This window comes from Bradyrhizobium sp. TM239, assembly GCF_036247985.1.
GTDB classification, from domain to species: domain Bacteria; phylum Pseudomonadota; class Alphaproteobacteria; order Rhizobiales; family Xanthobacteraceae; genus Bradyrhizobium; species Bradyrhizobium ottawaense.
The window spans coordinates 1-25102 of the sequence record NZ_BTIR01000013.1; the positions used below are offsets into that span (position 1 = coordinate 1).

A 25102-nucleotide genomic window follows, 5' to 3' on the forward strand; every position below is an offset into this window, starting at 1 on the left:
TAATACAAGGGTGGGCAAAGGCGCGCCAGCGCCGTGCCCACCGTTCCGAGCCGATAAACCGTTGGTGGGCACGCTTCGCTTTGCCCACCCTACGAGGTCACGCGAGTTCAGCGCCCATAATAGTCCTGCACCGTGTCCCACGCCGCCTTTTGCAGAAGCCGCGTCGTCTCCGCATCCAGGCCCATGATATAGGAATTGTCGACGGGCGAACGGCCCGTCAACGCGGCAAACGTCACGCATGCCGCAAGATACGTCCCCGCCGGACTCGGATGCCGCTTGTCGGGCGCGTAGAGATTGAGCTCCGGCTGCAGCTTGCGCACGCGCGCGAAGGCAAGACCTGCGGGAATGACCAGCGCATCGTTGGCATTGCCCGCGATCGTATAGGCCTCGGCCAACGCTTCCGTCATTTCCGGCTTGTCGGCATAGGCCCAGGACATGAACAGCACCGGCCGCAGGCCGTGGGCGCGGACGATCTCGCTGTCCTTCTTTGCGAAAGTCACGAACGCGTCCTTCAATTGCGGATGGATCGGGCACTGGCTGCAATCCATCATCACGACGGCGTCGTACTGCCGGCCCGGTTTGCTGAAGATGACGTTGTTCTGCTCGTCGAAGGAATAAGCGCCGAGGCCGCCCGGACGCAGCAGATTGTCCATGTCGTGCCAGTCGAGGCCGGAGCCGCCGATCGTCACCATGGTGTTGCGGTACACCGCCTTGTTGGCGGGATCCACGGCCCGCTCCATGAAGGTGAGATGCCCGGGCATGCCGTTGTTGTAGTAGAAGAAGCTGTTGCCGACGAACAGCGCGGCCCTGGGGAAGTCTGGTCCGAGCGAAGTGATCTTCGGCTTGGTCTGCGCCTGTGCGTTGAAGCCGGCTGCAACGGCCAGACACATTGCGAGCATCACTCGCGCAAAAAGACGCATCATGACTTCCTCCCTTTTTCCAGGGCCGGAACCAAATCAGCTTTTCAGAACGGTCTCAAGAGTACGAGCGTGCAACGGAAGTCCCCGCGCTTGCGTGCTCACCACAGATTCTTTCCGTCGATCATGTTGACCGGCACCGCCTCCAGATCGAAATCGTCGAACAGGCGCGCATTCACCGCGACCTTGGGATTGTCGAAATCGGGCTTGCCGGTCGACCAGTCCGGGGACTCCGAATAGGTGCCGCAGCCGCACGTCGCGCAGAAATGATGTTTGACCGTGCGGCTGCCCCAGAGATAGGTCGCGACGTCGTCTGGCGGCGAAAGCAGGCGAAACTGCGCCGGCGTGTAATAGGCCCACAACGCGCCGCGCTTGGCGCAAAGCGAGCAGGTGCAGCGCGTGACGCTCAAAGGCGCCTCCGTCACCTCGAACACCGCCTCACCGCAATGACAGCTTCCCTCGATCGGCATGACCCGCTCCCTCCGTTTGTCAGGAGGTGGTCGTAGCGGGTGCCTGCTGCCAACATGCTGTCAGCAGCGGGGCGCCTCCTCAACCAAAATATGAAAAACAACCCCATGCACAGTAGCCACCCCCTGTCGATTCAATGACTTACGGTGGCCGAATGTCGGCTTGCCCTCGCCCCGGCAAAACCCCGCCGCAATGTCGGCATGAGAGACGTCCACCGGCGTTGCCGGGCGTGAAAGCTGTTCAGGTCGCGCCTTCGTCGGGAATATTGAGAACCGTGCCACAAGCCTTGCAATGCACGGCGTCGGCATCGTGCCTCTGGAGCCCGCAAGCCGGACAGGGAAATCGCACCTTACTGGGACTGAGGAGTGCGCGGGCAAGATTGAAGAACAGTGTGACCCCGAAAATCATGATCACGACCGTGATGAGACGACCGAGCGTGCCCGGCAGGGTGATATCGCCGAAACCGGTTGTCGTCAGCGCCGTGACCGTGAAATACAGCGCATCGGCATAGTTGTGGATCTCATTGTTGCGGAACTTCTGGGTCTCGTAGACGATCCCGGTCATGACGAATATGAAAACGGCGAGGTTCGTCACCGCGAAGATGACCTCTTCGTTGCGACGAAAGAACGAAGAATCGATGCGGAGCCTCGCCAGCATCTGGTAGTCGCGAAGCAGCCCCAGCGTTCGCAGGATCCGGAGAAAGCCGCCCGCCTCGCCGGCAAGCGGTGCCAGGAAAGATACGATTGCCACCATGTCAGCCCAGATCGCAATCTGACGGAACTTCCGAAAGGGATGCCGACCGACGAGGAGTCGTGCCGAGAAATCGGCAAGCAGAAGCATGCCGAACAGAACGTCGAGCGTCTCGATGATCTCACTGGGAGGCAGGAACGAGGTTGCGATGATGAACAGCACCGTCACGATATCGAAGGCAAGCAGCGCGTAGCGGAAGCGCACGCCGCTCGGCGTTGCACCCTCGTAAAGGCCGCGAACGCTGCTTCTCATGGACGTCAGGGTCACTGCATCATAATCCGGTTTGCAGGGATGATTGCAACTGGGAGAGCGCGCCGCAAGATCGAACACAATCGCTGCCGTCTTTGGCCGAACAGGAGAAGGTTTGCGAACCCTGAGGGACTGGACGGTGTTCGACACGAAAGCTATGGTTTCGCCAGTTTCGCGATAATTCTTAGCCCACCAGATCTATTCCGAGATTGCTCACGATGCGAATTATTCTGATTGCGGCGATGTCGCTCGCCTGCATTGGTGCCGTACAGGCGCAGAACGTGACGTTCAAGTGCAACGTGAACAATTACCATCTCTTCGAGATGCGCTTCCAGAACTCCGACCCGCAATGGAGGTGGTGTCAGTATCGCTGCGAAGCAGATCAGACCAACGGGCTGGGCCGCGCAACGGTATGCTCGCCCGGCGTTGCCATTCCCCCGGTCCAAGACAAGGGAGGAGAAAAGCACCTTCTTGCCGATGCGCAAACTCAGCTCAACGATATCGGGTTCAGCTACCGATATGAGTGCAAGAGCACCCGGGAAGAGCTAGCGCCAAACCGCGACCACTATTGTCCCCCGACCATCATCCCACCTCAAAAGACCCCGCAGCCCTCCCCTCGTGGCCGTTCATGTTGGGGGACGACCGAAACGAACGTCTGCCATACCGACAGTCGGGGCAAGCCGCGGTGCATGATCCGGCGTGAGCGCGTTCGGCAGGACTGCGGCGGAAAGCCCTAAGCCAGTCGGTGCGAGGGCGCAGCGCAATCGGCTCCTTCGCTTAGGAGGGATCGCCCGGGTTGACGGCCACGGCTAAACTCTCTCGATTCGTGGAGACCGTTTTGGCCTTTCTCTTCGTCCTCATCGTCGGCCTCGTCGCCGGCACCATCTCAGGCATCGTCGGCACCGGCTCGTCGATCATGCTGATGCCGGTGCTGGTCTATGCCTATGGGCCGAAGGAAGCGGTGCCGGTCATGGCGGTCGCGTCCGTGATGGCGAACTTTTCGCGCATTTTGGCCTGGTGGCGGGAGGTCGACTGGCGGGCCTGCGCGGCCTATTCGGTCACGGGGATTCCGGCCGCGGTGCTGGGCGCGCGCACGCTGCTGGCGCTGCCCCCGCACGCCGTCGATCTCGCCATCGGCATCTTCCTGATCGCGATGGTGCCGGTGCGGCATTGGCTGGCGCGGCACGACCTCAAGGCCAATCTCTGGCATCTGGCGGTAGGCGGCGCGGTGATCGGCTATCTCACCGGCATCGTGGTCTCGACCGGTCCGCTCAGCGTGCCGCTGTTCCTGTTCTACGGCCTCTCGAAGGGCGCTTTCCTCGCCACTGAGGCCGCAAGCTCGCTCGGCCTCTATTTCGCAAAGTCCGTCACTTTCGAACGTTTCGGCGCGTTGACCGGCGAGGTCTTCATGAAGGGCCTGATCGCGGGCGCCTCGCTGATGTCGGGCGCCTTCATTGCCAAGCGCTTCGTGCTGCACCTGAAGCCGGACATGTTCCGCCTGCTGATGGACGCGATCATGGTCGCAGCCGGGCTCTCGATGCTGTGGAACGCGACGCAGCCATAAGCCGCCGCGATCAGGCGAATTCGGGTGCGATCGGCGGGCTGTCGGCGAGGATGCGGCTGTCCGGCGCGAGCGGCTTTTCGAGCCATTGCAGCACGGCATCGAGCGGCTGCGGCCGCTGGTAGAAATAGCCCTGCCCGAACCTCACGCCCATCTCGCGCATGGCCTCGGCCTGCTCGGGCCGCTCGATGCCCTCAGCGACCAAAGTCAGTCCCAGCGTGCCGGCGAGCGATGCGATCACGCCGACGATCGCCTTGTCTTCCGCGCTATCGGGAATCTCGCTGATGAAGGCCTTGTCGATCTTGACCTTGTCGAGCGGGAAGCGCCTGAGATGAGCGAGCGAGCTGTAGCCGGTGCCGAAATCGTCGAGGGCGATGGTGGCACCCAAGCGGCGCAGGCGATGCAGCGTCGCGGTAGCGCTGGCGATGTTGTTGATCAGCGATCCCTCGGTGATCTCGAGCTCGAGCGAGCTGGCAGCAACGTCGAAGCGCGCGCAGGTCGCGCGCAGCTCGGCGGCGAGCGAATGGTCGGCAAGCTCGGACGGCGGCAGATTGATCGCGATCCGGATCTGCGGCCTGCCGGCGGCGGCCAGGCGTTGCAGCGCCCAGCAGGCATCGGTGAGCACGTAACGCGTCAGCCGCGCATTGTTGCCGCTGCGCTCGATCAGCGGCAGGAATTCGGCCGGACCGATCACGCCGTGATCGGGATGGCGCCAGCGGATCAGCGCTTCCAGGCCAACGACCTCGTGGCTTTCGAGGTCGACCTGGCTCTGGTACCAGACCTCGAACTGTCCCTCGGCAAAGCCCGTGGGAATGGCGAGCTCGAGATCCCTGCGGCGGCGGTAGTCGCGCTGGAGCGCTTCGTCGAGCACGGCGACCGTGCCGGGCGCCTTGCTCTTGGCATGGTAGAGCGCGATGTCGGCCAGCGTCGGCAGATGCGACAGCTCCGGATCGTCGGCGCGGCGCACGGCAAGGCCGATGCTGGCGCGCGGCACGACCTGCTTGTCGTGGAGCCGGATCGGTTCGGAAATGGCGTCCAGCACCTGCTGCGCGAATGCGTGCGCCGAGGCTTCGTTGCTCACTTCAGGGCGGATAACGACGAATTCGTCGCCGCCGAGCCGGGCGACCCAATCCTCCGCTTCGACCGCGCTGCGAAGACGCTCGGCGATATGAACCAGGAAATTGTCGCCGGCTTCGTGGCCGAAGGTGTCGTTGATGCCCTTGAAGTCGTCGAGATCGATGAAGCAGAACGCGACCAGCGCGTCCGGCCTGCCTCCATCGCGGCTCGCCACGGCCAGCCGCTCGGTCAGGGAGCGCCGGTTGGGCAGCCCCGTGAGCGGATCGTGCCCGGCCATGTGCCCGAGCCGGTCGAGCGCGCCCGATGTCGTATGCTGCATGGCGTTGAAGGCGCGCGCGAGCTGGCCGAATTCGTTGGAGGATCTGACGTCCGCCGGATAGGCCCGGCCGTCCTGCTTGCTGCGCTGGATCGCCGACATCATGGCGGCCAGCGGCCTGCCGATGAAGATGTTGGCGGAAATCCGCATCGCGATCAGGGTCGCGAACGTCGCGAGCAGGCCGACGACCAGCAACAGCACCAGGCGGCTGCCCGCGTCCGCGTACAGCGTGGCGTGGGAATAGGCGATCGCGATGCGGCCGGCCTGAACGGCCATGTTGCCGTTGCTGTAGTGGATCGGGCGCGAGACCTCCGCGACCGCCTCGCCTTCGGGGCGTGCCACCACGCGGGCGATCGCAGCGCCGGTGTCGTCATAGACGGCCGCCGCCGCGATGGTCTCGTCGTGCATGATCTCGTTGAGCACGCCCGTGACCTGGTCGTAGCGCATCTTCCAGAGCGGCTCGGCGATCAGCTCGGCCCGGCTCTCGGCGACGCGGGCCATGCGGGCGTCGAGCTGCCTGGTCTGCGACCAGAAGCTCGAGGCCTCGACGCCGGCGGAGGCGAGCAGCTGCACCAGCAGCAGAACGGGCACGGTAGCCCAGATCATCGCGCGGACGACCGAGCGCAAGCGCGTTGGCGCGGCCTGCTGGTTGCGATCCGGATCGGTCATCGTCTCATCATCGCGCATCAGTCCGCGACGCCTTCGGGACGCGCCAGCGACGAGATCAGCGCATCGAGAGAGAAATCATATTGGCCGCAGCGTCCGGCCTTGGCCCGAAACCGCGTAAAATCGATCCGGTCGAAGGCGCGCGTCTTGATGAGGTCGCCGACCGAGGCGAGATTTTGGCGCGTGATCGCAGACGTCTTGACCTCGACGCGGGGTGAGACCGCCGCGAAATCGCAGCCATCGGCGTAATCGCGCAACAGCACGATCGACCAGCCGCCGAGCAGGAAGTGGCCGCCGTCGCTCAAGAGCAGGCGACCCGCCTTGATCTCGCGCAGCGCGTCCTCGGACCAGTTGAGGCCGACCACCTCGATGTTCCGGCCCGGCACAAGGCCGGCGGCGGTCACCGCGCGCAGCGCCCCGAGCGCCATCGGATCGTTCCCGGCCCATATGCCGGCGGGCCGGATCTTCTTGCGCGAGGCCCAGTCGAGATAATTCTTGGTGACCTGCTCGGCCTCCGACTGCGTCCAGTTGGCGAACAGCAGCCGGTCGACCACGACGTCGGGCGCGGCGTCCACCGCGAGCTTGAGGCCGGCGTTGCGCGCGATCGAGGCGGGCGTGATCTCGTCACCGCCGATGCCGAGAATGTGGATCTTGCCGTCCGGGCTCTGCCATTTCTCGGCACGCGCGGTCCGGATCAGGGCATCGGCCATCCGTGCGCCCGCGGTCTGAAGATCGGTCGTGATGTCGCCGAGCCAGGTCTTGAGCTTTTGCCTGGGCGGTCCAAGTCGCACCGCATCCTCGCCGATCAGCGTGTTCGAGAGCAGCAGCGTCTTGACGCCCGCGGCCTCGGCCGCCTCCACGATCGGCACGGCGGCGGATTCCTCGTTCGACAGGATGAGGAAATCCGGCTTGTCGTGACGCGCCACCACGCCGAAGCCGAGCTCCTGCATGGTGCGATAATTGCGTTCGCTGGTCAGCACCTCGACATGCGCGTCGAGCTTGCGGCCGGCAGCCTGCATGGTCTGCGCGACCATGTCCCAGTAGACCTCGCCGGTCTTGCCGGGATTGACGAAGACGATGTCGAGGGGCTTGGCAAAGGGCTTGGCAAGGCTACTGCCCGCGGACGCGAAAGCGCCGCAGGCCGTGCCCGCCGCGAGCAATATTCGCAGGAATCTCGTCATTTCTCTTCGCCGCCCCTGATGGTTCCGAGATTGGACCCGGGTCCGCTAACACTTCGCAAAATCCGCCCGGCCGCAGGGGCACAGAGCTAATGAAAGGTATATCTATCGTGCCGAATTGAGATCATCGAAGCGCCGGCGATCGGCCTTCCGTGCTATCAGCAAACCCGAAACCGCGACTCATCTGTCCCCATGGCCAAGAACACGCTTTCCTTCGTCTGCCAGAACTGCGGCGCGGCCTATAACCGCTGGCAGGGCAAGTGCGAGTCCTGCGGCGAGTGGAATACGCTCGCCGAGGAGGACGCGACCGGCAGCGTGCCGGTGTCGATCCGCTCCAAGCGCAAGGGGCGGACGTTTGCGCTGGAGAGCCTGTCGGGGAAAACCCAGGATGCGCCTCGCCTGTCCTCAGGGATGACCGAGCTCGACCGCGTCACCGGCGGCGGCTTCGTGCGCGGCTCGGTGCTGCTGGTCGGCGGCGATCCCGGCATCGGCAAGTCGACGCTGCTGACGCAGGCCACCAGCATGATGGCACGCGCCGGCCACCGCATCGTCTACATCTCCGGCGAAGAGGCGGTCGCGCAGGTGCGCCTGCGCGCCGAACGGCTCGGGCTGTCGGATGCGCCGGTGCAGCTTGCGGCCGAGACCTCGGTCGAGGACATCGTCTCGACGCTGTCCGAGGGCGCGGTGCCCCGGCTGATCGTGATCGATTCGATCCAGACCATGTGGACCGACACGGTCGAGTCCGCGCCCGGCACGGTGACCCAGGTGCGCGCCTCGGCGCAGGCGCTGATCCGCTTTGCCAAGAAGACCGGCGCGGCCATCATCCTGGTCGGCCATGTCACCAAGGACGGCCAGATCGCCGGCCCCCGCGTGGTCGAGCACATGGTCGACGCCGTGCTGTCGTTCGAGGGCGAAGGCTCGCAGCAATTCCGCATCCTGCGCGCCGTGAAGAACCGTTTCGGCCCGACCGACGAGATCGGCGTGTTCGAGATGACGGGGCTTGGCCTGCGTGAGGTCACAAATCCCTCCGAGCTGTTCCTGTCCGAGCGCGATCTCGGCACGCCCGGCACCGCAGTGTTCGCGGGCATCGAGGGCACGCGGCCCGTCCTGGTCGAATTGCAGGCGCTGGTGGCGCCGACCTCGCTCGGCACGCCGCGGCGGGCCGTGGTCGGCTGGGATCAGAGCCGGCTTTCCATGGTGCTGGCGGTGCTGGAGGCCCATTGCGGGGTCAAGCTGTCCGGCCATGACGTCTATCTGAACGTCGCCGGCGGCCTGCGCATCCACGAGCCGGCGGCGGACATGGCGGCCGCGGCCGCGCTGGTGTCGTCCCTGGTTAACGCGCAGTTACCCACGGATGCCGTCTATTTCGGCGAGATTTCGCTCTCCGGCGTCATCCGCCCGGTGGCGCAGACCCCGGCCCGGCTCAAGGAAGCGGTCAAGCTCGGCTTCAAGCGCGCCGTGCTGCCCGAATCGGCACGAGGCGGCGATGCCGGCGGTGACGCCGGATTGACGCTGAATGCGGTCAACAGCCTGACGACATTGGTGGCCGAGATCGCCGCCCGCGGCTCCCGCCGGGGCGAATCGAACGCGCCGGCAGAGAAAAATGCCACACCGGCAAGATTCCGCCGTGGAGAGGGTTAGGTGGAGGTGACGTCGGAGGCCCCCGCCGCTATACAGCCGTCACAAAAGCAGCATGGGATTGCGTGGTTGCGGCCTTGCCGGGAACGCCGTCTGCCCCTCTTTTAGGGCAGCGGCCAAACACCGATTCGCTAGAGCACCTTCGACGTACGAGCGGACCAGACCAGCCGATGCCAGTAACACTCCTCGACCTGATCCTGCTCGGTGTGATGCTGATCTCGGGCCTGCTCGCCATGGTCCGCGGCTTCATGCGCGAAATCCTGTCGATCGCGGCCTGGGGCGCGGCGGCGATCGTGACGCTGTACTCCTTCTCGAAGCTGCTGCCGACCGCCAAGACCTATTTCAACAACGATACCGTCGCAAGCGTGGTCGTCGTCGCCGGCGTTTTCGTCGGCACCCTGGTCGTGGTCTCCGTGATCACGGTCCGGATCTCCGACATGATCCTGGATTCCCGGATCGGCGCGCTGGACCGCACCCTCGGCTTCCTGTTTGGCCTGGCTCGCGGGCTTTTGATCGTGGTGGTCGCCTTCCTGTTCTTCACCTGGCTGGTTCCGGACAAGCAGCGCCCGGACTGGGTCACGGGGGCCAAATCCCGCGTGGTGCTCCAGGGAACCGGGGATTGGCTGATGGCCCTCTTGCCTGACGACCCCGAGAACACCATCTTGAAGAGATTCAAGAAAAACAAACCAGATGATGATCAAGCTGAATCCGAGCAGCAGCCTTCGGGCAGTGGCGACGGATACAGTAAACCTGCTCGTGACAGTTTGAAGAAACTGATCGAGAAACCTGCGGCGCGTTGATTGCCCTTAAAGAGAGGCGCGGACGAGATGCGACACCCTGACCAGGACGCCCAACTTGATCTCGATCCAAACGCCGGCCCAGGCCCGGCCGCTCTAGAGGTTCAGGACGACCTGGAGGGAGATACGCTGCGCGAGGAATGCGGCGTCTTCGGCATCTATGGTCACCCGGACGCCGCCGCCATCACCGCGCTCGGTCTGCACGCCCTTCAGCACCGCGGCCAGGAAGCCGCCGGCATCGTCTCCTACGACGGCAGCCGCTTCCACAGTGAACGCCGCCTCGGCCTCGTCGGCGACACCTTCTCCCGCCGCGAAGTGATCGACCGCCTGCCCGGCAATATGGCCGTCGGCCATGTCCGCTACTCCACCACCGGCGCCACCATCCTGCGCAACGTGCAGCCGCTGTTCGCCGAGCTCAATGCCGGCGGCCTCGCGGTCGCCCATAACGGCAACCTCACCAACGGCTTGACGCTGCGCCGCGAGCTCGTGAAGAACGGCGCGATGATGCAGTCGACCACCGACACCGAGGTGATCCTGCACCTGGTTGCGCGCTCCAGGCGCAGCCGCTTCATCGAGCGCTATATCGACGCGTTGCGCGAGATCGAGGGCGCCTATGCGCTGGTCTCGCTGACCAACAAGAAGCTGGTCGGCGCGCGCGATCCGCGCGGCATCCGCCCGCTGGTGCTCGGCGAGCTCGACGGCTGCCCGATTCTGACCTCGGAGACCTGCGCGCTCGACATCATCGGCGCGCGCTTCATCCGCGACATCGAGCCGGGCGAAGTCATCGTGTTCGACGAGAACGGCCAGGACATCCACAAGCCGTTCCCGCCGATGGCGCCGCGTCCCTGCATCTTCGAATACATCTATTTCTCCCGTCCCGACTCCATCGTCCACGGCCGCTCGGTCTACGAGGTCCGCAAGGCCTTCGGTGCGCAGCTCGCGCGCGAGAGCCACGTGCCGATCGACGTCGTCGTGCCGGTGCCGGATTCCGGCGTGCCCGCCGCGGTCGGCTACAGCCAGCATTCCGGCGTGCCGTTCGAGCTCGGCATCATCCGCAACCACTATGTCGGCCGCACCTTCATCCAGCCGACGCAGGCGATCCGCGAATCCGGCGTGCGCATGAAGCATTCGGCCAACCGCGCCGCGATCGAAGGCAAGCGCATCATCCTGATCGACGACTCGCTCGTGCGCGGCACCACCTCGAAGAAGATCGTGCGCATGATGCGCGATGCCGGCGCCAAGGAAGTGCACTTCCGGCTCGCTTCGCCCCCGATCCTCTATCCCGATTATTACGGCATCGACCTGCCCGATCGCGGCGGCCTCCTGGCCGCGACGCACTCGCTCGAGGAGATGCGCGAGATCATCGGCGCCGACTCGCTCGCCTTCCTGTCGATCGACGGCATGTACCGCGCCATGGGCGAGCCCGGCCGCGACCCCGCCAATCCGAAGTTCTCGGATCACTGTTTTACCGGCGCCTATCCGACCCACCTCACCGACCAGACCCAGACCGAGCAGCAGCCGCGGCAATTGTCGCTGCTGGCGGAGGCGAGCTGACGCTGAAAGCGTCATCCCGGGGCGATGCGAAGCATCGAGCTGTGGTGCGCAATTGCGCACCTGAGGATCTCGAGATTCCCCGATGCGCAATTGCGCATCTGAGGTCTGGTGCTTCGCACCATCCCGGAATGACAGATGCGGATGGGGGCTTGTCCCAGCCATCCACGCCTGTAAAACCCCGCCATGACAAAACCCCTCGCCGACCGCATCGCTCTCGTCACCGGCGCCTCGCGCGGCATCGGCTATGCCACAGCCATCGCGCTCGCCAGGGCCGGCGCGCATATCGTGGCGGTGGCGCGCACGCAGGGTGGGCTGGAAGAGCTCGACGACGAGATCCGCAAAGACGGCGGCAGCGCCACCCTGGTGCCGCTCAACCTCACCGATTCCGACGGCATCGCGCGGCTCGGTGCGGGCCTGCACGAACGCTACGGCAAGCTCGACATCCTCGTCGGCAATGCCGGCGCGCTCGGCCCCTCCTCGCCAATCGGTCATATCGAGCTGAAGACCTTCACCGACGTGATGGCCGTCAACGTCTCCGCGAACTTCCAGCTGATCCGCTGCATGGAACCACTGCTGAAGCAGTCCGACGCCGGCCGCGCCGTGTTCATCACCTCGGGCGCTGCCAACAAGGCGACCGCCTATGTCAGCCCCTACGCCGCCTCCAAGGCCGCACTGGAAACACTGGCGCGCGCCTGGGCGCAGGAGACCGCGAACACGAAGCTGCGCGTCAATCTGTTCAACCCCGGCCCGGTCCGCACCCGCATGCGCGCGACGCTGATGCCGGGCGAAGACCCTGCGACACTCGACACGCCCGAGCAGGTCGCCGAATTCATCGTGCCGATGTGCGCACCTGACTGGACCGAGACCGGCAAGTTCTACGACTACAAGACGCGCAGCCTGATGAGCTTCCGCTCGCCTGCGTAATGTCCTTGCCTGATTGACTCGACTGCCTCCCCGCGATTGACTGCCCGCGCGCAAGCGGCAGCAAGCCGCGCGCCAAAAAGGGAGGTTGCCATGGCGCCATGGCATGATCGCGCAGGCTTTGCGTCTGCGCTCGCACGTCACGCTCTCTCCATTCTGATCGCAGCCTTCGCGTTTCCGGTTGCGTCGAACGCCGGCGACGTCCCGACCTTCGCGGTCGATGCCTCCTGGCCGAAGCAGCTGCCCAACAACTGGATCCTCGGCCAGGTCGGCGGCATCACAGTCGACTGGCAGGGCCATATCTGGGTGATCCATCGCCCGCGCTCGCTCACCGACGACGAGAAAGGCGCAAGCCTCAATCCGCCGCGCTCGAAATGCTGCGTGTCGGCGCCGCCCGTGCTCGAATTCGACGTCGACGGCAATCTGCTGCGGTCCTGGGGCGGTCCCGGCCAGGGCTACGAATGGGTCGGCCGCGAGCACGGCATCGAGGTCGACGAGCGCGGCTTCGTCTGGGTCGGCGGCAACGCCGACAACGACAACGCCATTTTGAAGTTCACGCTCGACGGCAAGTTCGTCGCCCAGATCGGCAAGTTCGCCCCCAGCCTCGGCAGCAACGACACGACGCAGCTCGGCAAGCCCGCCGAGACCGCACTCGACAAGGAGGCCAACGAGATCTACGTCGCCGACGGCTATGGCAACCGCCGCGTCATCGTGTTCGACGCGACGACACTCGCCTACAAGCGGCACTGGGGTGCCTATGGCAACAAGCCCAACGACGACAAGCAGGCGCCCTACGATCCCAAGGCGCCGGTCGCGCAGCAATTCGGCAATCCCGTCCATTGCGTGAAGCTTGCCAATGACGGCCTCGTCTATGTCTGCGACCGCATCAACAACCGCATCCAGGTGTTCAGGAAGGACGGCAGCTTCGTGAAGGAGTTCTTCTTCGAGAAGAACACGCTCGGCAACGGCGCGGTGTGGGACATCGCGATCTGGCCCGATCCGAAGCAGACCTATCTGCTCAGCGCCGACGGCGAGAACAACGAGATCAGGGTCATCAAGCGCGAGGATGGCAGCGTGGTCGGCAGCTTCGGGCACAACGGCCGCAACGCCGGTCAATTCCACTGGGTGCATGCCATGGCGATCGACGCGAGGGGTAACGTCTATACCGCCGAGGTCGATACCGGAAAGCGCATCCAGAAATTCAAGCTGACATCGGACGCGCTTAAATAGCGTCTCAACGCATTTTGCCCAAAAGTTAACGGACGGATGACGCTACGACGCAGCGTCATCCGGCTTTAGGCGCATTGCCGCCGGCCCTGGGACAGGCTAGAGCCATCAGCCGGAACAAGGCTCCGCAAGAGAGCCGTCCGCATATTTGACAATGGAGGAAACGTTTATGACGACGACGTTCGCGCGCCGCTCCGCGGCCCTTCTGGCCTGTGCCGCCTTCGGTTTTGCAACATCCGCCTACGCGCAGGACAAGACCGTCAAGATCGGCGTGCTCAACGACATGTCGAGCCTCTATGCCGACATCGGCGGCCCCAATTCCGTGGTTGCGATCAAGATGGCGGTCGAGGATTCCGGCCTGCTCAAGAAGGGCTGGAAAATCGACGTCATCAGCGGCGATCACCAGAACAAGCCCGACGTCGGCGTCAACATCGCCCGGCAGTGGATCGACAACGAGAAGGTCGACGCGATCGCCGATACGCCGAACTCCGGTGTCGCCCTGGCGGTCAGCAACCTCGTCAAGGAAAAGAATGCGGTGCTGCTGAATTCCGGCGCCGCCTCCGCCGACCTCACCGGCAAGGCCTGCACGCCGAACACGATCTCCTACACCTATGACACCTACATGCTGGCCAACGGCACCGGCAAGGCGCTGACCAAGGCCGGCGGCGACAGCTGGTTCTTCCTGACCGCGGATTACGCCTTCGGCCACGCGCTCGAACGCGACACCACGGCGGTCGTGACCGCCAACGGCGGCAAGGTGCTCGGCAGCGTCAAGCATCCGATCAATACCGCGGACTTCTCGTCCTTCCTGCTGCAGGCGCAATCCTCCAAGTCCAAGGTTGTGGGCCTTGCCAATGCCGGCGGCGACACCACGAACTCGATCAAGCAGGCTGCCGAATTCGGCATCGTCTCCGCCGGCCAGAAGCTCGCGGCATTGCTGCTGTTCATCAACGACGTGCATTCGCTGGGCCTGAAGACCGCCCAGGGCCTGACCTTCACCGAATCGTTCTACTGGGACCTGAACGACAAGACCCGCGAATGGTCCAAGCGTTTCTCGGCGCTGGCCAACAAGAACGCGATGCCGTCGATGACGCAGGCCGGCAACTACGCGATGGTGCTGCATTATCTCAAGGCAATGGATGCGCTCGGCGGCAATCCGCATGACGGCGCCAAGGTCGTCGCCAAGATGAAGGAGCTGCCGACCGACGATCCGCTGTTCGGCAACGGCCCGCTGCGCCAGGACGGCCGCCGCCTCATCCCGGCTTACCTGTTCGAGGTGAAGAAGCCCGAGGAGTCGAAGGGACCGTGGGACTATTACAAGCAGATCGCCACGATCTCGGCGGAAGATGCGGCCAAGCCGCTCAAGGACAGCGATTGTCCGCTGGTGAAGAAGTGACCGCGTAGCGTCGCGCACAGCATCACCGACGTCATGCCCGGGCTTGTCCCGGGCATTCACGTTTGAGGCCATGGAAATCGCTGTCGTGGGATGGGCAAAGCGAAGCGTGCCCACCACCCTTCGAAGTCGCGGAGAGATGGTGGGCACGGCGCTTGTGCGCCTTTCCCCACCCTACGAGACTACGATCCTGTCTTCGCCCCACCCAGCGTCCGCACCGCGATCGCTACGCAGACCACCATCAGCACAGCCGCGAGCAGGAACGGTGCGCCGGGCAGATGCAGCGGCGCGCCGGCGCTGATGAAATAGGAAAAGGTCAGCGTGAACAGGAACGGGCCGACGAGCTGCGACACGCTCTGCACGCTCGCGGTCGCGCCCTGGAGCTGGCCCTGCTGATCGGGCGCGACCAGCCGCGTCATCAGCGCTTGCGAGGCGGCACCCGAGATGCCCCACAGCGCCAGAATGGGAATGCCGATCCAGGACAGCGGCCCGGTCGGCGCAGCGCCCAGGACCACGAAGCCGAGCGCGCCACAACACAGGCCCAGCAACAGCGCGTTCCGCTCGCCGAGCACGCGCACGATCGGGCCGATCGCGAGCCCCTGCACCACCATGGCGCAGATGCCGACCATCGCGAGCGTCAGTCCCACGGTCTTGGAATCCCAGCCGTAGCGATAGGTCGCATAGAGCACGAAGGTCGAGGGCAGCACGACATGCGCGACCTGCGCGATGAAATTGACGACGGACAACGCGGCAAGCACCGCATTGGAGCGCAGCAGACGGAGCGCACTGACCGGATTGGCGCTCCTCCAGTGGAACGGCGCGCGCTTGTCGGGCGCGAGCGATTCCGGCAGGACGAATAGCCCATAGAGCGCATTGGCGAAGCTGAGGGCCGCCGACGCCCAGAACGGCAGGCGTGGATCGATATCGCCGAGCAGGCCGCCCAGCGCCGGCCCCAGGATGAAGCCGGCGCCGAACGCCGCTCCAATCCGGCCGAAGACCGCCGCGCGCCGATCCGGCGGCGTGATGTCGGCGATATAGGCGAAGGCCGTCGAGATGCTGGCCGAGGTGATGCCGGAGATGACGCGGCCGACGAACAACCACACCAGGGACGGCGCCAGCGCCATCAGCACGTAGTCGGCGGCAAGGCCGAAATTCGACAGCAACACCACCGGCCGCCGCCCGAAACGGTCCGACAGCGCGCCGAGCAACGGCGAGAACACGAACTGCATCAGCGCCCAGGCGGTGCCGAACAGGCCGAAGATGCGGGCCGCATGCGCGGTGTCGTTGTCGACGAAGCCCTCGATCAGCTTCGGCAGGATCGGCATGATCACGCCGAGCGCGAGCATGTCCAAGAGGATGGTGACGAAGATGAAGGCGACCGCGCCGCGCCTCGCCGGCACAGCGCCTTGCGCCGTCGCCTCGCCGGCGCCGTCACTCACGACGGGCGCTTGCGCTTGTGGGCGAAGGGATTGGCCTTTTCACGGAGAGTAATGCGCACCGGCGTGCCCGGCAGTTCGAAAGTCTCGCGCAGGGAATTGATGAGGTAGCGCAGATAGGACTGCGGCACCGCGTCAGCGCGTGAGCAGAACAGCACGAAGCTCGGCGGGCGCGCCTTGGTCTGCGTGATGTAATTGAGCTTGAGCCGTCGGCCGGACACGGCGGGCGGCGGATTGGCCTGAACTGCCTGCTCGAACCAGCGGTTCAATGCCGAAGTCGACACGCGCCGGTTCCAGAGCGCGTAGGCGTCCTGGATTGCCTGCATCAGCCGATCGATGCCCTCGCCCATCAGGCCCGAGACCGCGACGATCGGCACGCCCTTGATCTGCGGCAGCCAATGGTCGGCATCGCGGCGCAGGCCGGAGATGGCGCCGCCCCCCTTGCTCTCCATCAGGTCCCATTTGTTGACGGCGAGCACGACCGCGCGGCCCTCGCGCTCGATCAGATCGGCGATGCGCAAATCCTGCTCCTCGAAGCGGTTCTGCGAATCCATCATCATCACGACGACTTCGGCAAAACGGACCGCGCGCAGGGCGTCGGCGACCGAGAGCTTTTCCAGCTTCTCCTCGATGCGGGAGCGCCGGCGGAGACCTGCTGTGTCGAACACGCGAAACTCGCGGCCCTTCCAGTTGATCTCGACCGCGATGGAGTCGCGCGTGGTGCCGGCCTCCGGGCTCGTCAGCAGGCGTTCCTCGCCGAGCAGATGGTTGATCAGCGTCGACTTGCCGGCATTGGGCCGGCCGACGATGGCGACCCGGATCGGGCGCGTCGCGGCCTCTTCCTCGGTGAGCGGCTCGTCGTCCTCGGTCTCGTCGTCGTCGACGGGCTCCGGCATCAGCTTGGCGAGCTCATCGTAGAGCTCGCCCATGCCCTCGCCATGCTCGGCCGAGATCTGGATGGGATCGCCAAGGCCGAGCGCGAAGGCTTCCATCGCGCCGGCATCGCCGTGCTTGCCCTCGCTCTTGTTGGCAACCAGCAGCACGGGCTTGTTGGCCTTGCGGGCGAAATCGGCGAAGGCGCGGTCGGTGGGCGTGAGGCCGACGCGGGCATCGATGACGAAGAACAGCGCGTCGGCTTGCGCGATCGCGGTCTCGGTCTGCTCCTGCATGCGCGCGGTCAGCGAGCCCTTGGCGCCCTCGTCGAGACCGGCGGTATCGATGATGGTGAACTCGAGGTCGCCGAGCCTCGCCTCACCCTCGCGGCGGTCGCGGGTGACGCCCGGCAGGTCGTCGACGAGCGCGAGCTTCTGTCCGACCAGGCGGTTGAACAGCGTCGATTTGCCGACATTGGGCCGGCCGATAATGGCAATCGTGAAGGACATCGGTCATTCGTGCGCTGCCGGGGCTGCGCCTGTCAATGCAGGTGGAATTATTAGCGCGAGAAGCTGCCGCTCGGCAGCGGCGCCGGGAAGCCGCCCTGCGTCTGCTGCTGCGTGGTCTGGGTCGGTTGCGCCTGCTGGACCGGCTGATCCGGCGGCGGTGCGGTGGTGCGCTTGCGGACGATCTTGTGCTTGGGCGGCGCAGCGGCCGTGGCCGGCGCCGCCTCCGGCTGGGCCTCGCCGTCGACTTCGCCGGCGGGCGCGACGGCTGCGGCGGCCGGCTGCCTTGTGTGCTTCGCCTTGGCTCCCTTCGCCGGCTTGGCCTCAGGCGGCGGCTCGGCGGGCAAAGCCGCGACGGCAGGTGCGTTCGGATCGGGCTGCTGTTGCTGCGCGCCCTTGTACATGTCCTTCGGGACGCCCTGCTCGAGGCCCGGCACGCCCTCCGGGAAGACCGGCTTGCGGTCGCCCGGCAGCTTCTTCTTGGTGTCGAGGAAGTCGAGCATGTCGCTTGGATCGAAGCTGGAGCAGCCGCCCAGGACACCCGTGAAGGCGATCAGGACGGCGGCTGCGATCAAGCGTGGCGTACGGCGCATCTTGTGTGTCTCGTTTACGTCAGAGGGCCCGTCGTCAGCTCTTTTTGCTCAGCTCTTGGCGACGGGCGGAAGCAGGGCCTGGAGCGCCTCGGCGCGCGAGCGCAGGCCGGGCGGCGTTTCGCCGTCGTCGCTAATCGCGTCGAGCCATTTGCGGGCCGCGGTCATGTCGTTGTTGCGCCAGGCCGACAGCGCCAGCATCTCGCGGGCACTGTGGCGGAAGGTCGATTTGGGCGCTGCGGAAGGCTCCAGCCGCTGCTGCATGTCGGCATAGGACGCGCTGTCGAGCAGCAGGCCGGCGGCGCGGATCTTGGACAGATCCTGCCACTCACCACCGACGCTGCGGTCGGCAGCGATGTCGTCATACATCTTGGCAGCAGCCTTGGCGTCGCGGGGCGCGGCCTCGGCCGCGGCACGCAGCCGCGCCAGGGTGCGATAACCCGAAGGCGCCTTGGCGGCGAGCTCGGTGAAGGCGGCCTCGGCCTCGGCATGCTTGTCCTGGTCGGACAGCTCGGCGGCCTTCTCGAAGGCGGCGCCGGCCTCGGCGGCCTTCCTGGCCTCCAGATATTGATACCCGCGCCAGCCGCCGACGCCGGCCACAACCAGCACCATCAGGGCGATGAAGTAGATCGAATATCTATCCCACAGCTTCTTGAGCTGTTCGCGACGTACTTCCTCGTCGACTTCGTCAAATAATTCAGACACTTATGCTAATCCCATGCCCATCCGGGTACGCGCGCGGAAGCGTTCGCGTCAGGAATCCCGTCCCCCACGTGGCGGCGGGGTACCCTAACGATATGGCGCTGGCAAGGCAAAGCGAGCCCGATCAAGGCGTTAACCACCCGGGAGAGCCCGGATGGCGCCTGCCCGGCTCAAGCGCCCAGGAGCTCCCGGAGCTGCCGCTTCAGCACCTTGCCGTTGGCGTTGCGCGGCAGCGGGTCTGGTGTGATCGCCATTGTCTCGGGAACCTTGTAATCGGACAGACGCTCCGCACACCAAGCCCGTAAGTCGCTGTCGGCGACCGGGCTGCGTGTCACCACCACGGCGTGGACGCGCTCGCCCAGCACCGGGCAGGCCTTGGCGATGATCGCGCTCTCGATCACCGCGGGATGGCCGGCCAGCACGGATTCGACCTCGGCCGAATAGATCTTCAGCCCGCCGCGATTGATCATGTCCTTCTGCCGGTCGAACACGCGAACGAACCCGTCCGCATCGACCGAGCCGAGATCGCCGGAGTGCCAGAATCCGCTGGTGAAGCTTTCGGCGGTCGCCTTCGGGTTGTTCCAATAGCCCTTGATGACGGAGGCGCTCTGGATCCAGAGCTCGCCGATCTCGCCGTGGGGCAGCTCGCGCCCGTCCGGATCCATCGCCACGATGCGCGCGCCGGGACACGGCAGGCCGACGCTGTCGATATGGCTCTCGGTCAGCTCGCCCGGCATGATCGTCGAGGGCGACGTCGTCTCGGTCGAACCGTAGCAGTTCATCAGCTTCAGTCCGGGAATCGTCGCCTTGAGCTTCTCGATGGTCGCGACCGGCATCGGCGCGCCGCCGAAGCCGCCGATGCGCCAGCTCGACAGATCGTAGCTGTCGAAATCGGGCTGCAGCAGGCAGAGATTGTACATCGCCGGCACCATCACCGTGTAGGTGACGCGCTCGCGCGCGGCGAGCTTGAGATAATCGGCCGCCTTGAACTCAGGCATGATGATCAGCGCCCCACTGCTGCGGATCATCGTCGTGATGTTGGCGACGACGCCGGTGACATGGCCGAGCGGCACGGCCGCGATCGATCGATCCGCTTGCGTCAATTGCAGGCAGGACACGAACACCATCGAGGAATGGACGATGTTGCAATGGGCCAGCATCGCGCCCTTCGGCTTGCCTGTGGTGCCCGAGGTGTAGAGGATCATCGCGGTGTCCTCTTCGCTCACCTCGACCGGCGCTGGCGCCGGCGGGTTGTCGGCGAGCGCGGCGAAGTGCGAGCGAGCCGGATCGTCGTCGACGGCGATGCGGTGGATCACATCGGGCACCTCCTGCGCATCGGGCAGCCGCTCTGCGAGCCCGGCTTCGTGGATCAGGATCCTGGCGCCGCAATCGGCGAGGACATAGGCGATCTCCTGCTTCTGCTGGCGCGTGCTGAGCAGCACCGTGACCAGCCCCTCATGCGCGGCGGCAAACAGCAGCAGCGGAAATGCGATGCGGTTGCCGAGCAGGATCGCGACGCGGTCGCCGCGCTGCAGGCCAAGCTTGCGGAAGCCCGCGGCGATCCGCGCAGCCTGCTCCGCGGCCTGCCGCCAGCTCAGCCGGACATTGCCTGCGATCAGCGCCTCGCCATCGGCATTGCGGGCGCGGGCTTGCGCGATCATCTCCCACACGCTCGCCGGCCGGTCGCAAAAGGCCGGCACCACCCGATCGCCAAAGCGCGCCTCGAACCGCATCGGCGGGATCTGAGATTGCGACCAGTCCATCGAAGGGCCCTCGGCTTGTTGCTCTTATTGCCTTCCGCGCATGGACATCGGGTTTCGTCTTGTGCTGACCGGCTAGACCCCGATCACGGGAACACCGATCACGACCGGATGGAACGCGAAGGCCAGCGCGAGATAGGCGACGACGCCGACGACGATTGCAATCAGATCATTGCTGACGCCGCCCACCGGGATCGGCGGGCCACCGCTATCGGTGCGATGCTTGAGCGAAATGCGGTCGTATACCGCCCAGCCCAGGAACGAGCCGAACAGGATGATGGAGCCGAGATCGCCGTTGGCGAGCAGATGCGCCGCCGCCCACAGCTTGATGCCGGCCAGCATCGGATGCTTCAGCGTCGCGTAGATGCGGCCGCGCAGATAAGAGGCAACCACCAGGATGACCGCGGGCAGCATCAGCGCGAGCGTGATGTGCTTCATCGCCTTCGGCGGATACCAGACGTCGATCCAGCCGGAGCTGCGGTAATGGGCAAAGCCCCAGATGATCAACGCGAGCCCCGCGAGCGAGACCACGGCATAGAGGATCTTGTAGGTCCCCTCGCCCAGCCTTGCGATTGCCTGCGCGCGCGCCTCACGTTTGGTGGTGAACACATGGGTCGCAAAAAACAGCGCAAGCCCCAGGATCATGACCAGCAGACCCACGACATCCTCCCCTCAAGCAGCCCCCGCCAATGGCGTATCATCGATTGACCGCAGGCCGCAACTCGCGCGCTACTGAGCGACCTGCCGATTGTCGACATACCGGATCGCGATCGGCCGCCCGGCCAGGGCGCCGGCGAGCCCGCCAGTGAATTTCAGCGGCAGGCAGGCATTCAGCGATGCGTTGATCGCCTTCAGATAGGTCGTGCGGGTGTCGGCGGGGACGCCGGCGGTCGCGAATGTGAGGCGCGGCGGGCCGATCAGGCCTCCGGCCCTGTTGAAGCTGAAACGCACCGACATCTGCATGCCCGCGCGCGCATTGTCCGATGGCGGCGACCAGCAGCTGCGCAACTCGGCGAAGAGGTCGCCGATCGTGTCGAGATCGTGATCGGGCTTTTGATATTTGGCGCGATCGGCCTCTGATGGGACGCTCTGGATGGTGAGCTGGAGATTCTGGCCGTAGGGATAGTCGATCTCGGGAATGCAGGGACCGGGCTCGAGCGGGCTGCAATAGGACGGCGTGCAGGGGCGGCCGTCGAGCACGCTGCAGGGCTCGTGCGCGAACGGGATCGGATTGATCTGGCGGGGGCGCGCGTCGGCGGTGGTCGTCGAGATCGCCAGCAGGATGAAGACGAGAATGCCGCGCCACATGGGATGAACTCGCAAGATCACGAGTAAAAGTGGCGTTGTCCATGAGCGCGTCAAGTGCGCGCGCTCACATGCTCGCGTACGAGCGGCAGGCGCCCCTACCCCTTCTTCTTGACGTCCTTGACGTTGGTGAACTCGATGCCCTCGGCACGCTCCTTGGTGTAGCCGAGATAGAACTCGTTCCGCGCCAGATACACGGGATCGCCGTCGACATCGTCGGCGATGCTGGAGGTGTTGGCGGCGATGAAGGTGTCGAGCTTCTTGCGGTCCTCCGAGGAGACCCAGCGCGCGAGCTGGAATTCGCTGACCTCGAATTCGACCGGCAGCGAATACTCCGCCTCCAGCCGCGCCTTCAGCACGTCGAGCTGCAGCGCGCCGACCACGCCGACCAGCGCTGGAGCACCGTCGCGCGGACGGAATACCTGCACCACGCCCTCTTCCGACATCTGCTGCAGCGCTTCCTTCAGCTTCTTCGCCTTCATCGCGTCGGTAAGACGGACGCGGCGAACGATTTCCGGCGCGAAGCTTGGCACGCCGACGAAGTTGAAATCCTCGCCCTCGGTCAGCGTGTCGCCGATGCGCAGCGTGCCGTGATTGGGAATGCCGACGACGTCGCCGGCGAAGGCTTCGTCCGCGACCGAGCGGTCCTGCGCGAAGAAGAATTGCGGGCTCGACAGCGGCATGCTCTTGCCGGTGCGCACCAGCTTGGCCTTCATGCCGCGGCTGAGCTTGCCCGAGCAGAGGCGCGCGAACGCGATGCGGTCGCGGTGGTTCGGATCCATATTGGCCTGGATCTTGAACACGAAGGCGCTCATGCGCGGATCGGTGGCCTCGACCTTGCGCTGGTCGCTGTCCTGCGCGCGCGGCTCGGGCGCGAACTTGCCGAGGCCTTCCAAGAGGTCGCCGACGCCGAAATTGCGCAGCGCGCTGCCGAAATAGACCGGCGTCAGATGGCCCTCGCGGAACGCATCGAGCTCGAACGGCTTGGAGGCCTCGGTGACGAGTTCGAGCTCGTCCTTGACCGCGGAGACGTCGAGATTGGCGTTGAGCTTCGCCAGGTCCTCGATCGCGATCTGCTGCGCCGCGCCGGTCTTGGCACCGCCGCCTTCGAGCAGGCGCACGCCGCCATTGACGACGTCGTAGGTGCCGAGGAAGTCGCGGCCGCGTCCGACCGGCCAGGTCATCGGCGTGGTGTCGAGCGCCAGCGTCTTCTCGATCTCGTCGAGCAGCTCGAACACGTCGCGGCTCTCGCGGTCCATCTTGTTGATGAAGGTGATGATCGGGATATCCCGAAGACGGCACACCTCGAACAGCTTTCGGGTGCGCGCCTCGATGCCCTTGGCGGCGTCGATCACCATCACGGCGGAATCGACCGCCGTGAGCGTGCGATAGGTGTCTTCCGAAAAGTCCTCGTGGCCCGGCGTGTCCAGGAGGTTGAACACGAGGCCCTCGAACTCGAAGGTCATCACCGAGGTCACGACCGAGATGCCGCGCTCGCGCTCGATCTTCATCCAGTCCGACCGCGTGTTGCGCCGCTCGCCCTTGGCCTTGACCTGGCCGGCGAGATTGATGGCGCCGCCGAACAGCAGCAGCTTTTCGGTCAGCGTGGTCTTGCCGGCGTCGGGATGGGAGATGATCGCAAACGTGCGCCGCCGCGCCACTTCGGCGGCAAGCGGGGAACGGGCCGGCGATTCGGCTGTGGTGGTGGCGATGTCGGACATGGCGGGAGCGTGTGGCAGGGAAAACGGGCCTGATCAAGCCTCATTTGGTGATTGCGGAGCCCCCCGGCCAGCCCCATATCGGCCTTGGCCATACTGGCCTTGGGGGGAGGACGGCCTCCCCAGCCCATCAGCACGTCAGCCGCGGGGACGACCCTGCCTTGAATGGAGGGTCGTCATGGCCTGGAGCATCCTGTTCGTCGCGGGCCTTCTCGAGATCATTTGGGCGATCGGCCTGAAATACACCGAGGGCTTCACCAGGCCTGTTCCGTCCGTCGTCACGCTCGCGGCCATGGCCGGCAGCGTCATCCTGCTCGGGCTCGCGCTCAAGTCCCTGCCCGTTGGAACCGCCTATGCTGTCTGGACCGGCATCGGCGCGGTCGGCACCGCAACACTGGGCATCATCCTGTTCGGCGAGCCGGCCACGGCCCTCCGTCTTGCCAGCATCGGGCTGATCGTTGCCGGCATCGTCGGGCTGAAGCTCGTTACCTGACGAAGATCTCGACCGCCCACCAGGTCAGCGCCGCCACGACGGCCGAGGCCGGGATCGTGATCACCCAGGCGTAGACGATCGAGCTGGCAACGTTCCAGCGCACCGCCGAGACGCGGCGGGCGGCACCGACGCCGACGATGGCGCCGGTGATGGTGTGCGTGGTGGAGACGGGAACCCCGAGATAGGTCGCCATGAACAAAGTCGCGGCCCCGCCGGTCTCGGCGCAGAAGCCCTGCATCGGGGTCAATTTGGTGATGCGCAGGCCCATGGTGCGGACGATGCGCCAGCCGCCCATCAGCGTGCCCATCGCCATCGCCGCCTGGCACGATAGCACCACCCAGAACGGCACCGAGAAGTCGCTGCCGAGATGGCCCTGCGAATACAGCAGCACCGCGATGATGCCCATGGTCTTCTGCGCGTCGTTACCGCCATGGCCGAGCGAATAGAGCGAGGCGGAGGCGAATTGCAGAATACGGAAGGCGCGATCGACCGCGAAAGGCGTCGAGCGCACCGAGGCCCAGGACACGATCGCCACCAGCATCATCGCGAGCAGGAAGCCGATCAGCGGCGACAGCACGATCGCCAGCACCGTCTTGGTCAATCCGCTCCACACCGCAGCCGAGATCCCGGCCTTGGCCATGCCGCCGCCGACGAGCCCGCCGATCAGCGCATGCGAGGACGAGGACGGGATGCCGAGCGCCCAGGTCACGAGGTTCCAGACGATGGCGCCGACCAGGGCCGCGAAGATCACCTGGGCGTCGACGATCGAGGGATCGATGATGCCGGTGCCGATGGTCTGGGCGACGTGCAGGCCGAACACCATGAAGGCGACGAAATTGAAGAACGCGGCCCAGATCACGGCGAATTGCGGCCGCAGCACGCGGGTCGAGACGATGGTCGCGATCGAATTGGCGGCGTCGTGCAGGCCGTTCAGGAAATCGAACAGCAGCGCGACGGCGATCAAGCCGACCAGGACGGGAAGACCCAACGCGGCATCCACAGCGGCC

At 65.4% G+C, this 25102-nt stretch carries 23 protein-coding genes; 9 read left to right on the top strand and 14 right to left on the bottom strand.

Annotated elements, in window-relative coordinates; translation table 11 throughout:
• Positions 1-107: 107 nt before the first annotated feature.
• The 3 genes from AABA84_RS22565 to AABA84_RS22575 all read right to left on the bottom strand — a co-directional run bounded on the left by AABA84_RS22565 (position 108) and on the right by AABA84_RS22575 (position 2402).
• Positions 108-923: a DUF4886 domain-containing protein gene (locus tag AABA84_RS22565; RefSeq protein WP_338313167.1), complete on the bottom strand. Its 816-nt coding sequence runs from the start codon at positions 921-923 to the stop codon at positions 108-110.
• A gap of 95 nt (positions 924-1018) precedes the next feature.
• Positions 1019-1387 (bottom strand): GFA family protein, encoded by a 369-nt coding sequence (locus AABA84_RS22570; RefSeq protein ID WP_338313170.1) that lies wholly within the window; start codon positions 1385-1387, stop codon positions 1019-1021.
• A 238-nt stretch (positions 1388-1625) separates the two neighbouring features.
• The gene (locus tag AABA84_RS22575) at positions 1626-2402 is read right to left on the bottom strand and encodes a potassium channel family protein (RefSeq protein WP_338307189.1); all 777 of its coding nucleotides are present in this window, start codon (positions 2400-2402) and stop codon (positions 1626-1628) included.
• Positions 2403-2602: 200 nt separating this feature from the next.
• Between AABA84_RS22575 and AABA84_RS22580 the strand changes: the two genes are divergently transcribed.
• Positions 2603-3121 carry a hypothetical protein gene (locus tag AABA84_RS22580; protein WP_338306948.1) on the top strand — a complete coding sequence of 173 codons (519 nt, stop codon included), beginning with the start codon at positions 2603-2605 and terminating at the stop codon, positions 3119-3121.
• Positions 3122-3222: 101 nt separating this feature from the next.
• Positions 3223-3948, top strand: coding sequence for a sulfite exporter TauE/SafE family protein (locus AABA84_RS22585; RefSeq protein ID WP_338313171.1), 726 nt, complete (start codon positions 3223-3225; stop codon positions 3946-3948).
• A 10-nt stretch (positions 3949-3958) separates the two neighbouring features.
• Here the strand turns inward: AABA84_RS22585 and AABA84_RS22590 are convergent, their stop codons facing one another.
• Both AABA84_RS22590 and AABA84_RS22595 read right to left on the bottom strand, forming a co-directional pair.
• A complete protein-coding gene (locus AABA84_RS22590) occupies positions 3959-6025 on the bottom strand; it encodes a putative bifunctional diguanylate cyclase/phosphodiesterase (protein WP_338313172.1) in 2067 nt (688 codons plus the stop codon).
• A complete protein-coding gene (locus tag AABA84_RS22595) occupies positions 6025-7185 on the bottom strand; it encodes an ABC transporter substrate-binding protein (RefSeq protein ID WP_212246279.1) in 1161 nt (386 codons plus the stop codon). The genes AABA84_RS22590 and AABA84_RS22595 overlap by 1 nt, the downstream gene beginning before the upstream one ends.
• A 189-nt stretch (positions 7186-7374) precedes the next feature.
• Between AABA84_RS22595 and radA the strand changes: the two genes are divergently transcribed.
• The 6 genes from radA to AABA84_RS22625 all read left to right on the top strand — a co-directional run bounded on the left by radA (position 7375) and on the right by AABA84_RS22625 (position 14715).
• Entirely contained in the window at positions 7375-8823 is a 1449-nt protein-coding gene (radA, locus tag AABA84_RS22600; protein ID WP_212246283.1) for a DNA repair protein RadA, read from the top strand.
• Positions 8824-8990: 167 nt separating this feature from the next.
• Positions 8991-9620: a CvpA family protein gene (locus tag AABA84_RS22605; RefSeq protein WP_018317599.1), complete on the top strand. Its 630-nt coding sequence runs from the start codon at positions 8991-8993 to the stop codon at positions 9618-9620.
• A 27-nt stretch (positions 9621-9647) separates the two neighbouring features.
• Positions 9648-11171, top strand: a complete 1524-nt coding sequence (gene purF, locus AABA84_RS22610) for an amidophosphoribosyltransferase (RefSeq protein ID WP_338313174.1) — start codon at positions 9648-9650, stop codon at positions 11169-11171.
• A gap of 183 nt (positions 11172-11354) precedes the next feature.
• The gene (locus AABA84_RS22615; RefSeq protein WP_338313176.1) at positions 11355-12095 is read left to right on the top strand and encodes an SDR family NAD(P)-dependent oxidoreductase; all 741 of its coding nucleotides are present in this window, start codon (positions 11355-11357) and stop codon (positions 12093-12095) included.
• A gap of 90 nt (positions 12096-12185) precedes the next feature.
• Entirely contained in the window at positions 12186-13322 is a 1137-nt protein-coding gene (locus AABA84_RS22620; RefSeq protein ID WP_338313178.1) for a hypothetical protein, read from the top strand.
• Positions 13323-13488: 166 nt separating this feature from the next.
• Positions 13489-14715 (top strand): ABC transporter substrate-binding protein, encoded by a 1227-nt coding sequence (locus AABA84_RS22625; protein WP_212246291.1) that lies wholly within the window; start codon positions 13489-13491, stop codon positions 14713-14715.
• 179 nt (positions 14716-14894) lie between these two features.
• Here AABA84_RS22625 and AABA84_RS22630 read toward each other — a convergent pair whose 3' ends face one another.
• The 8 genes from AABA84_RS22630 to AABA84_RS22665 all read right to left on the bottom strand — a co-directional run bounded on the left by AABA84_RS22630 (position 14895) and on the right by AABA84_RS22665 (position 23605).
• Positions 14895-16151 (bottom strand): TCR/Tet family MFS transporter, encoded by a 1257-nt coding sequence (locus AABA84_RS22630; RefSeq protein ID WP_338313180.1) that lies wholly within the window; start codon positions 16149-16151, stop codon positions 14895-14897.
• A complete protein-coding gene (gene der / locus AABA84_RS22635) occupies positions 16148-17530 on the bottom strand; it encodes a ribosome biogenesis GTPase Der (protein WP_338313181.1) in 1383 nt (460 codons plus the stop codon). Before der ends, AABA84_RS22630 begins: the two co-directional genes overlap by 4 nt.
• A 50-nt stretch (positions 17531-17580) precedes the next feature.
• The gene (locus AABA84_RS22640) at positions 17581-18120 is read right to left on the bottom strand and encodes a hypothetical protein (RefSeq protein ID WP_338306959.1); all 540 of its coding nucleotides are present in this window, start codon (positions 18118-18120) and stop codon (positions 17581-17583) included.
• 48 nt (positions 18121-18168) lie between these two features.
• Entirely contained in the window at positions 18169-18822 is a 654-nt protein-coding gene (locus tag AABA84_RS22645; protein WP_338313182.1) for a tetratricopeptide repeat protein, read from the bottom strand.
• A gap of 167 nt (positions 18823-18989) precedes the next feature.
• On the bottom strand, positions 18990-20582 hold the full coding sequence (locus AABA84_RS22650; protein ID WP_338313184.1) for a class I adenylate-forming enzyme family protein: 1593 nt from the start codon (positions 20580-20582) through the stop codon (positions 18990-18992).
• 72 nt (positions 20583-20654) lie between these two features.
• Complete coding sequence (locus AABA84_RS22655; RefSeq protein WP_028145059.1) at positions 20655-21239, bottom strand: NnrU family protein; 585 nt, start codon at positions 21237-21239, stop codon at positions 20655-20657.
• A gap of 69 nt (positions 21240-21308) precedes the next feature.
• The gene (locus AABA84_RS22660) at positions 21309-21887 is read right to left on the bottom strand and encodes a hypothetical protein (RefSeq protein ID WP_212246297.1); all 579 of its coding nucleotides are present in this window, start codon (positions 21885-21887) and stop codon (positions 21309-21311) included.
• A 95-nt stretch (positions 21888-21982) separates the two neighbouring features.
• The gene (locus AABA84_RS22665; protein WP_212246299.1) at positions 21983-23605 is read right to left on the bottom strand and encodes a peptide chain release factor 3; all 1623 of its coding nucleotides are present in this window, start codon (positions 23603-23605) and stop codon (positions 21983-21985) included.
• A 175-nt stretch (positions 23606-23780) separates the two neighbouring features.
• Here AABA84_RS22665 and sugE point away from each other — a divergent pair, with 175 nt between their 5' ends.
• Positions 23781-24095: a quaternary ammonium compound efflux SMR transporter SugE gene (sugE, locus tag AABA84_RS22670; RefSeq protein ID WP_212246301.1), complete on the top strand. Its 315-nt coding sequence runs from the start codon at positions 23781-23783 to the stop codon at positions 24093-24095.
• Here the strand turns inward: sugE and AABA84_RS22675 are convergent.
• A complete protein-coding gene (locus tag AABA84_RS22675; protein ID WP_338313186.1) occupies positions 24088-25095 on the bottom strand; it encodes an inorganic phosphate transporter in 1008 nt (335 codons plus the stop codon). The two genes, sugE and AABA84_RS22675, sit on opposite strands and share 8 nt — an antisense overlap.
• Between the last annotated feature and the right edge of the window lie 7 nt (positions 25096-25102).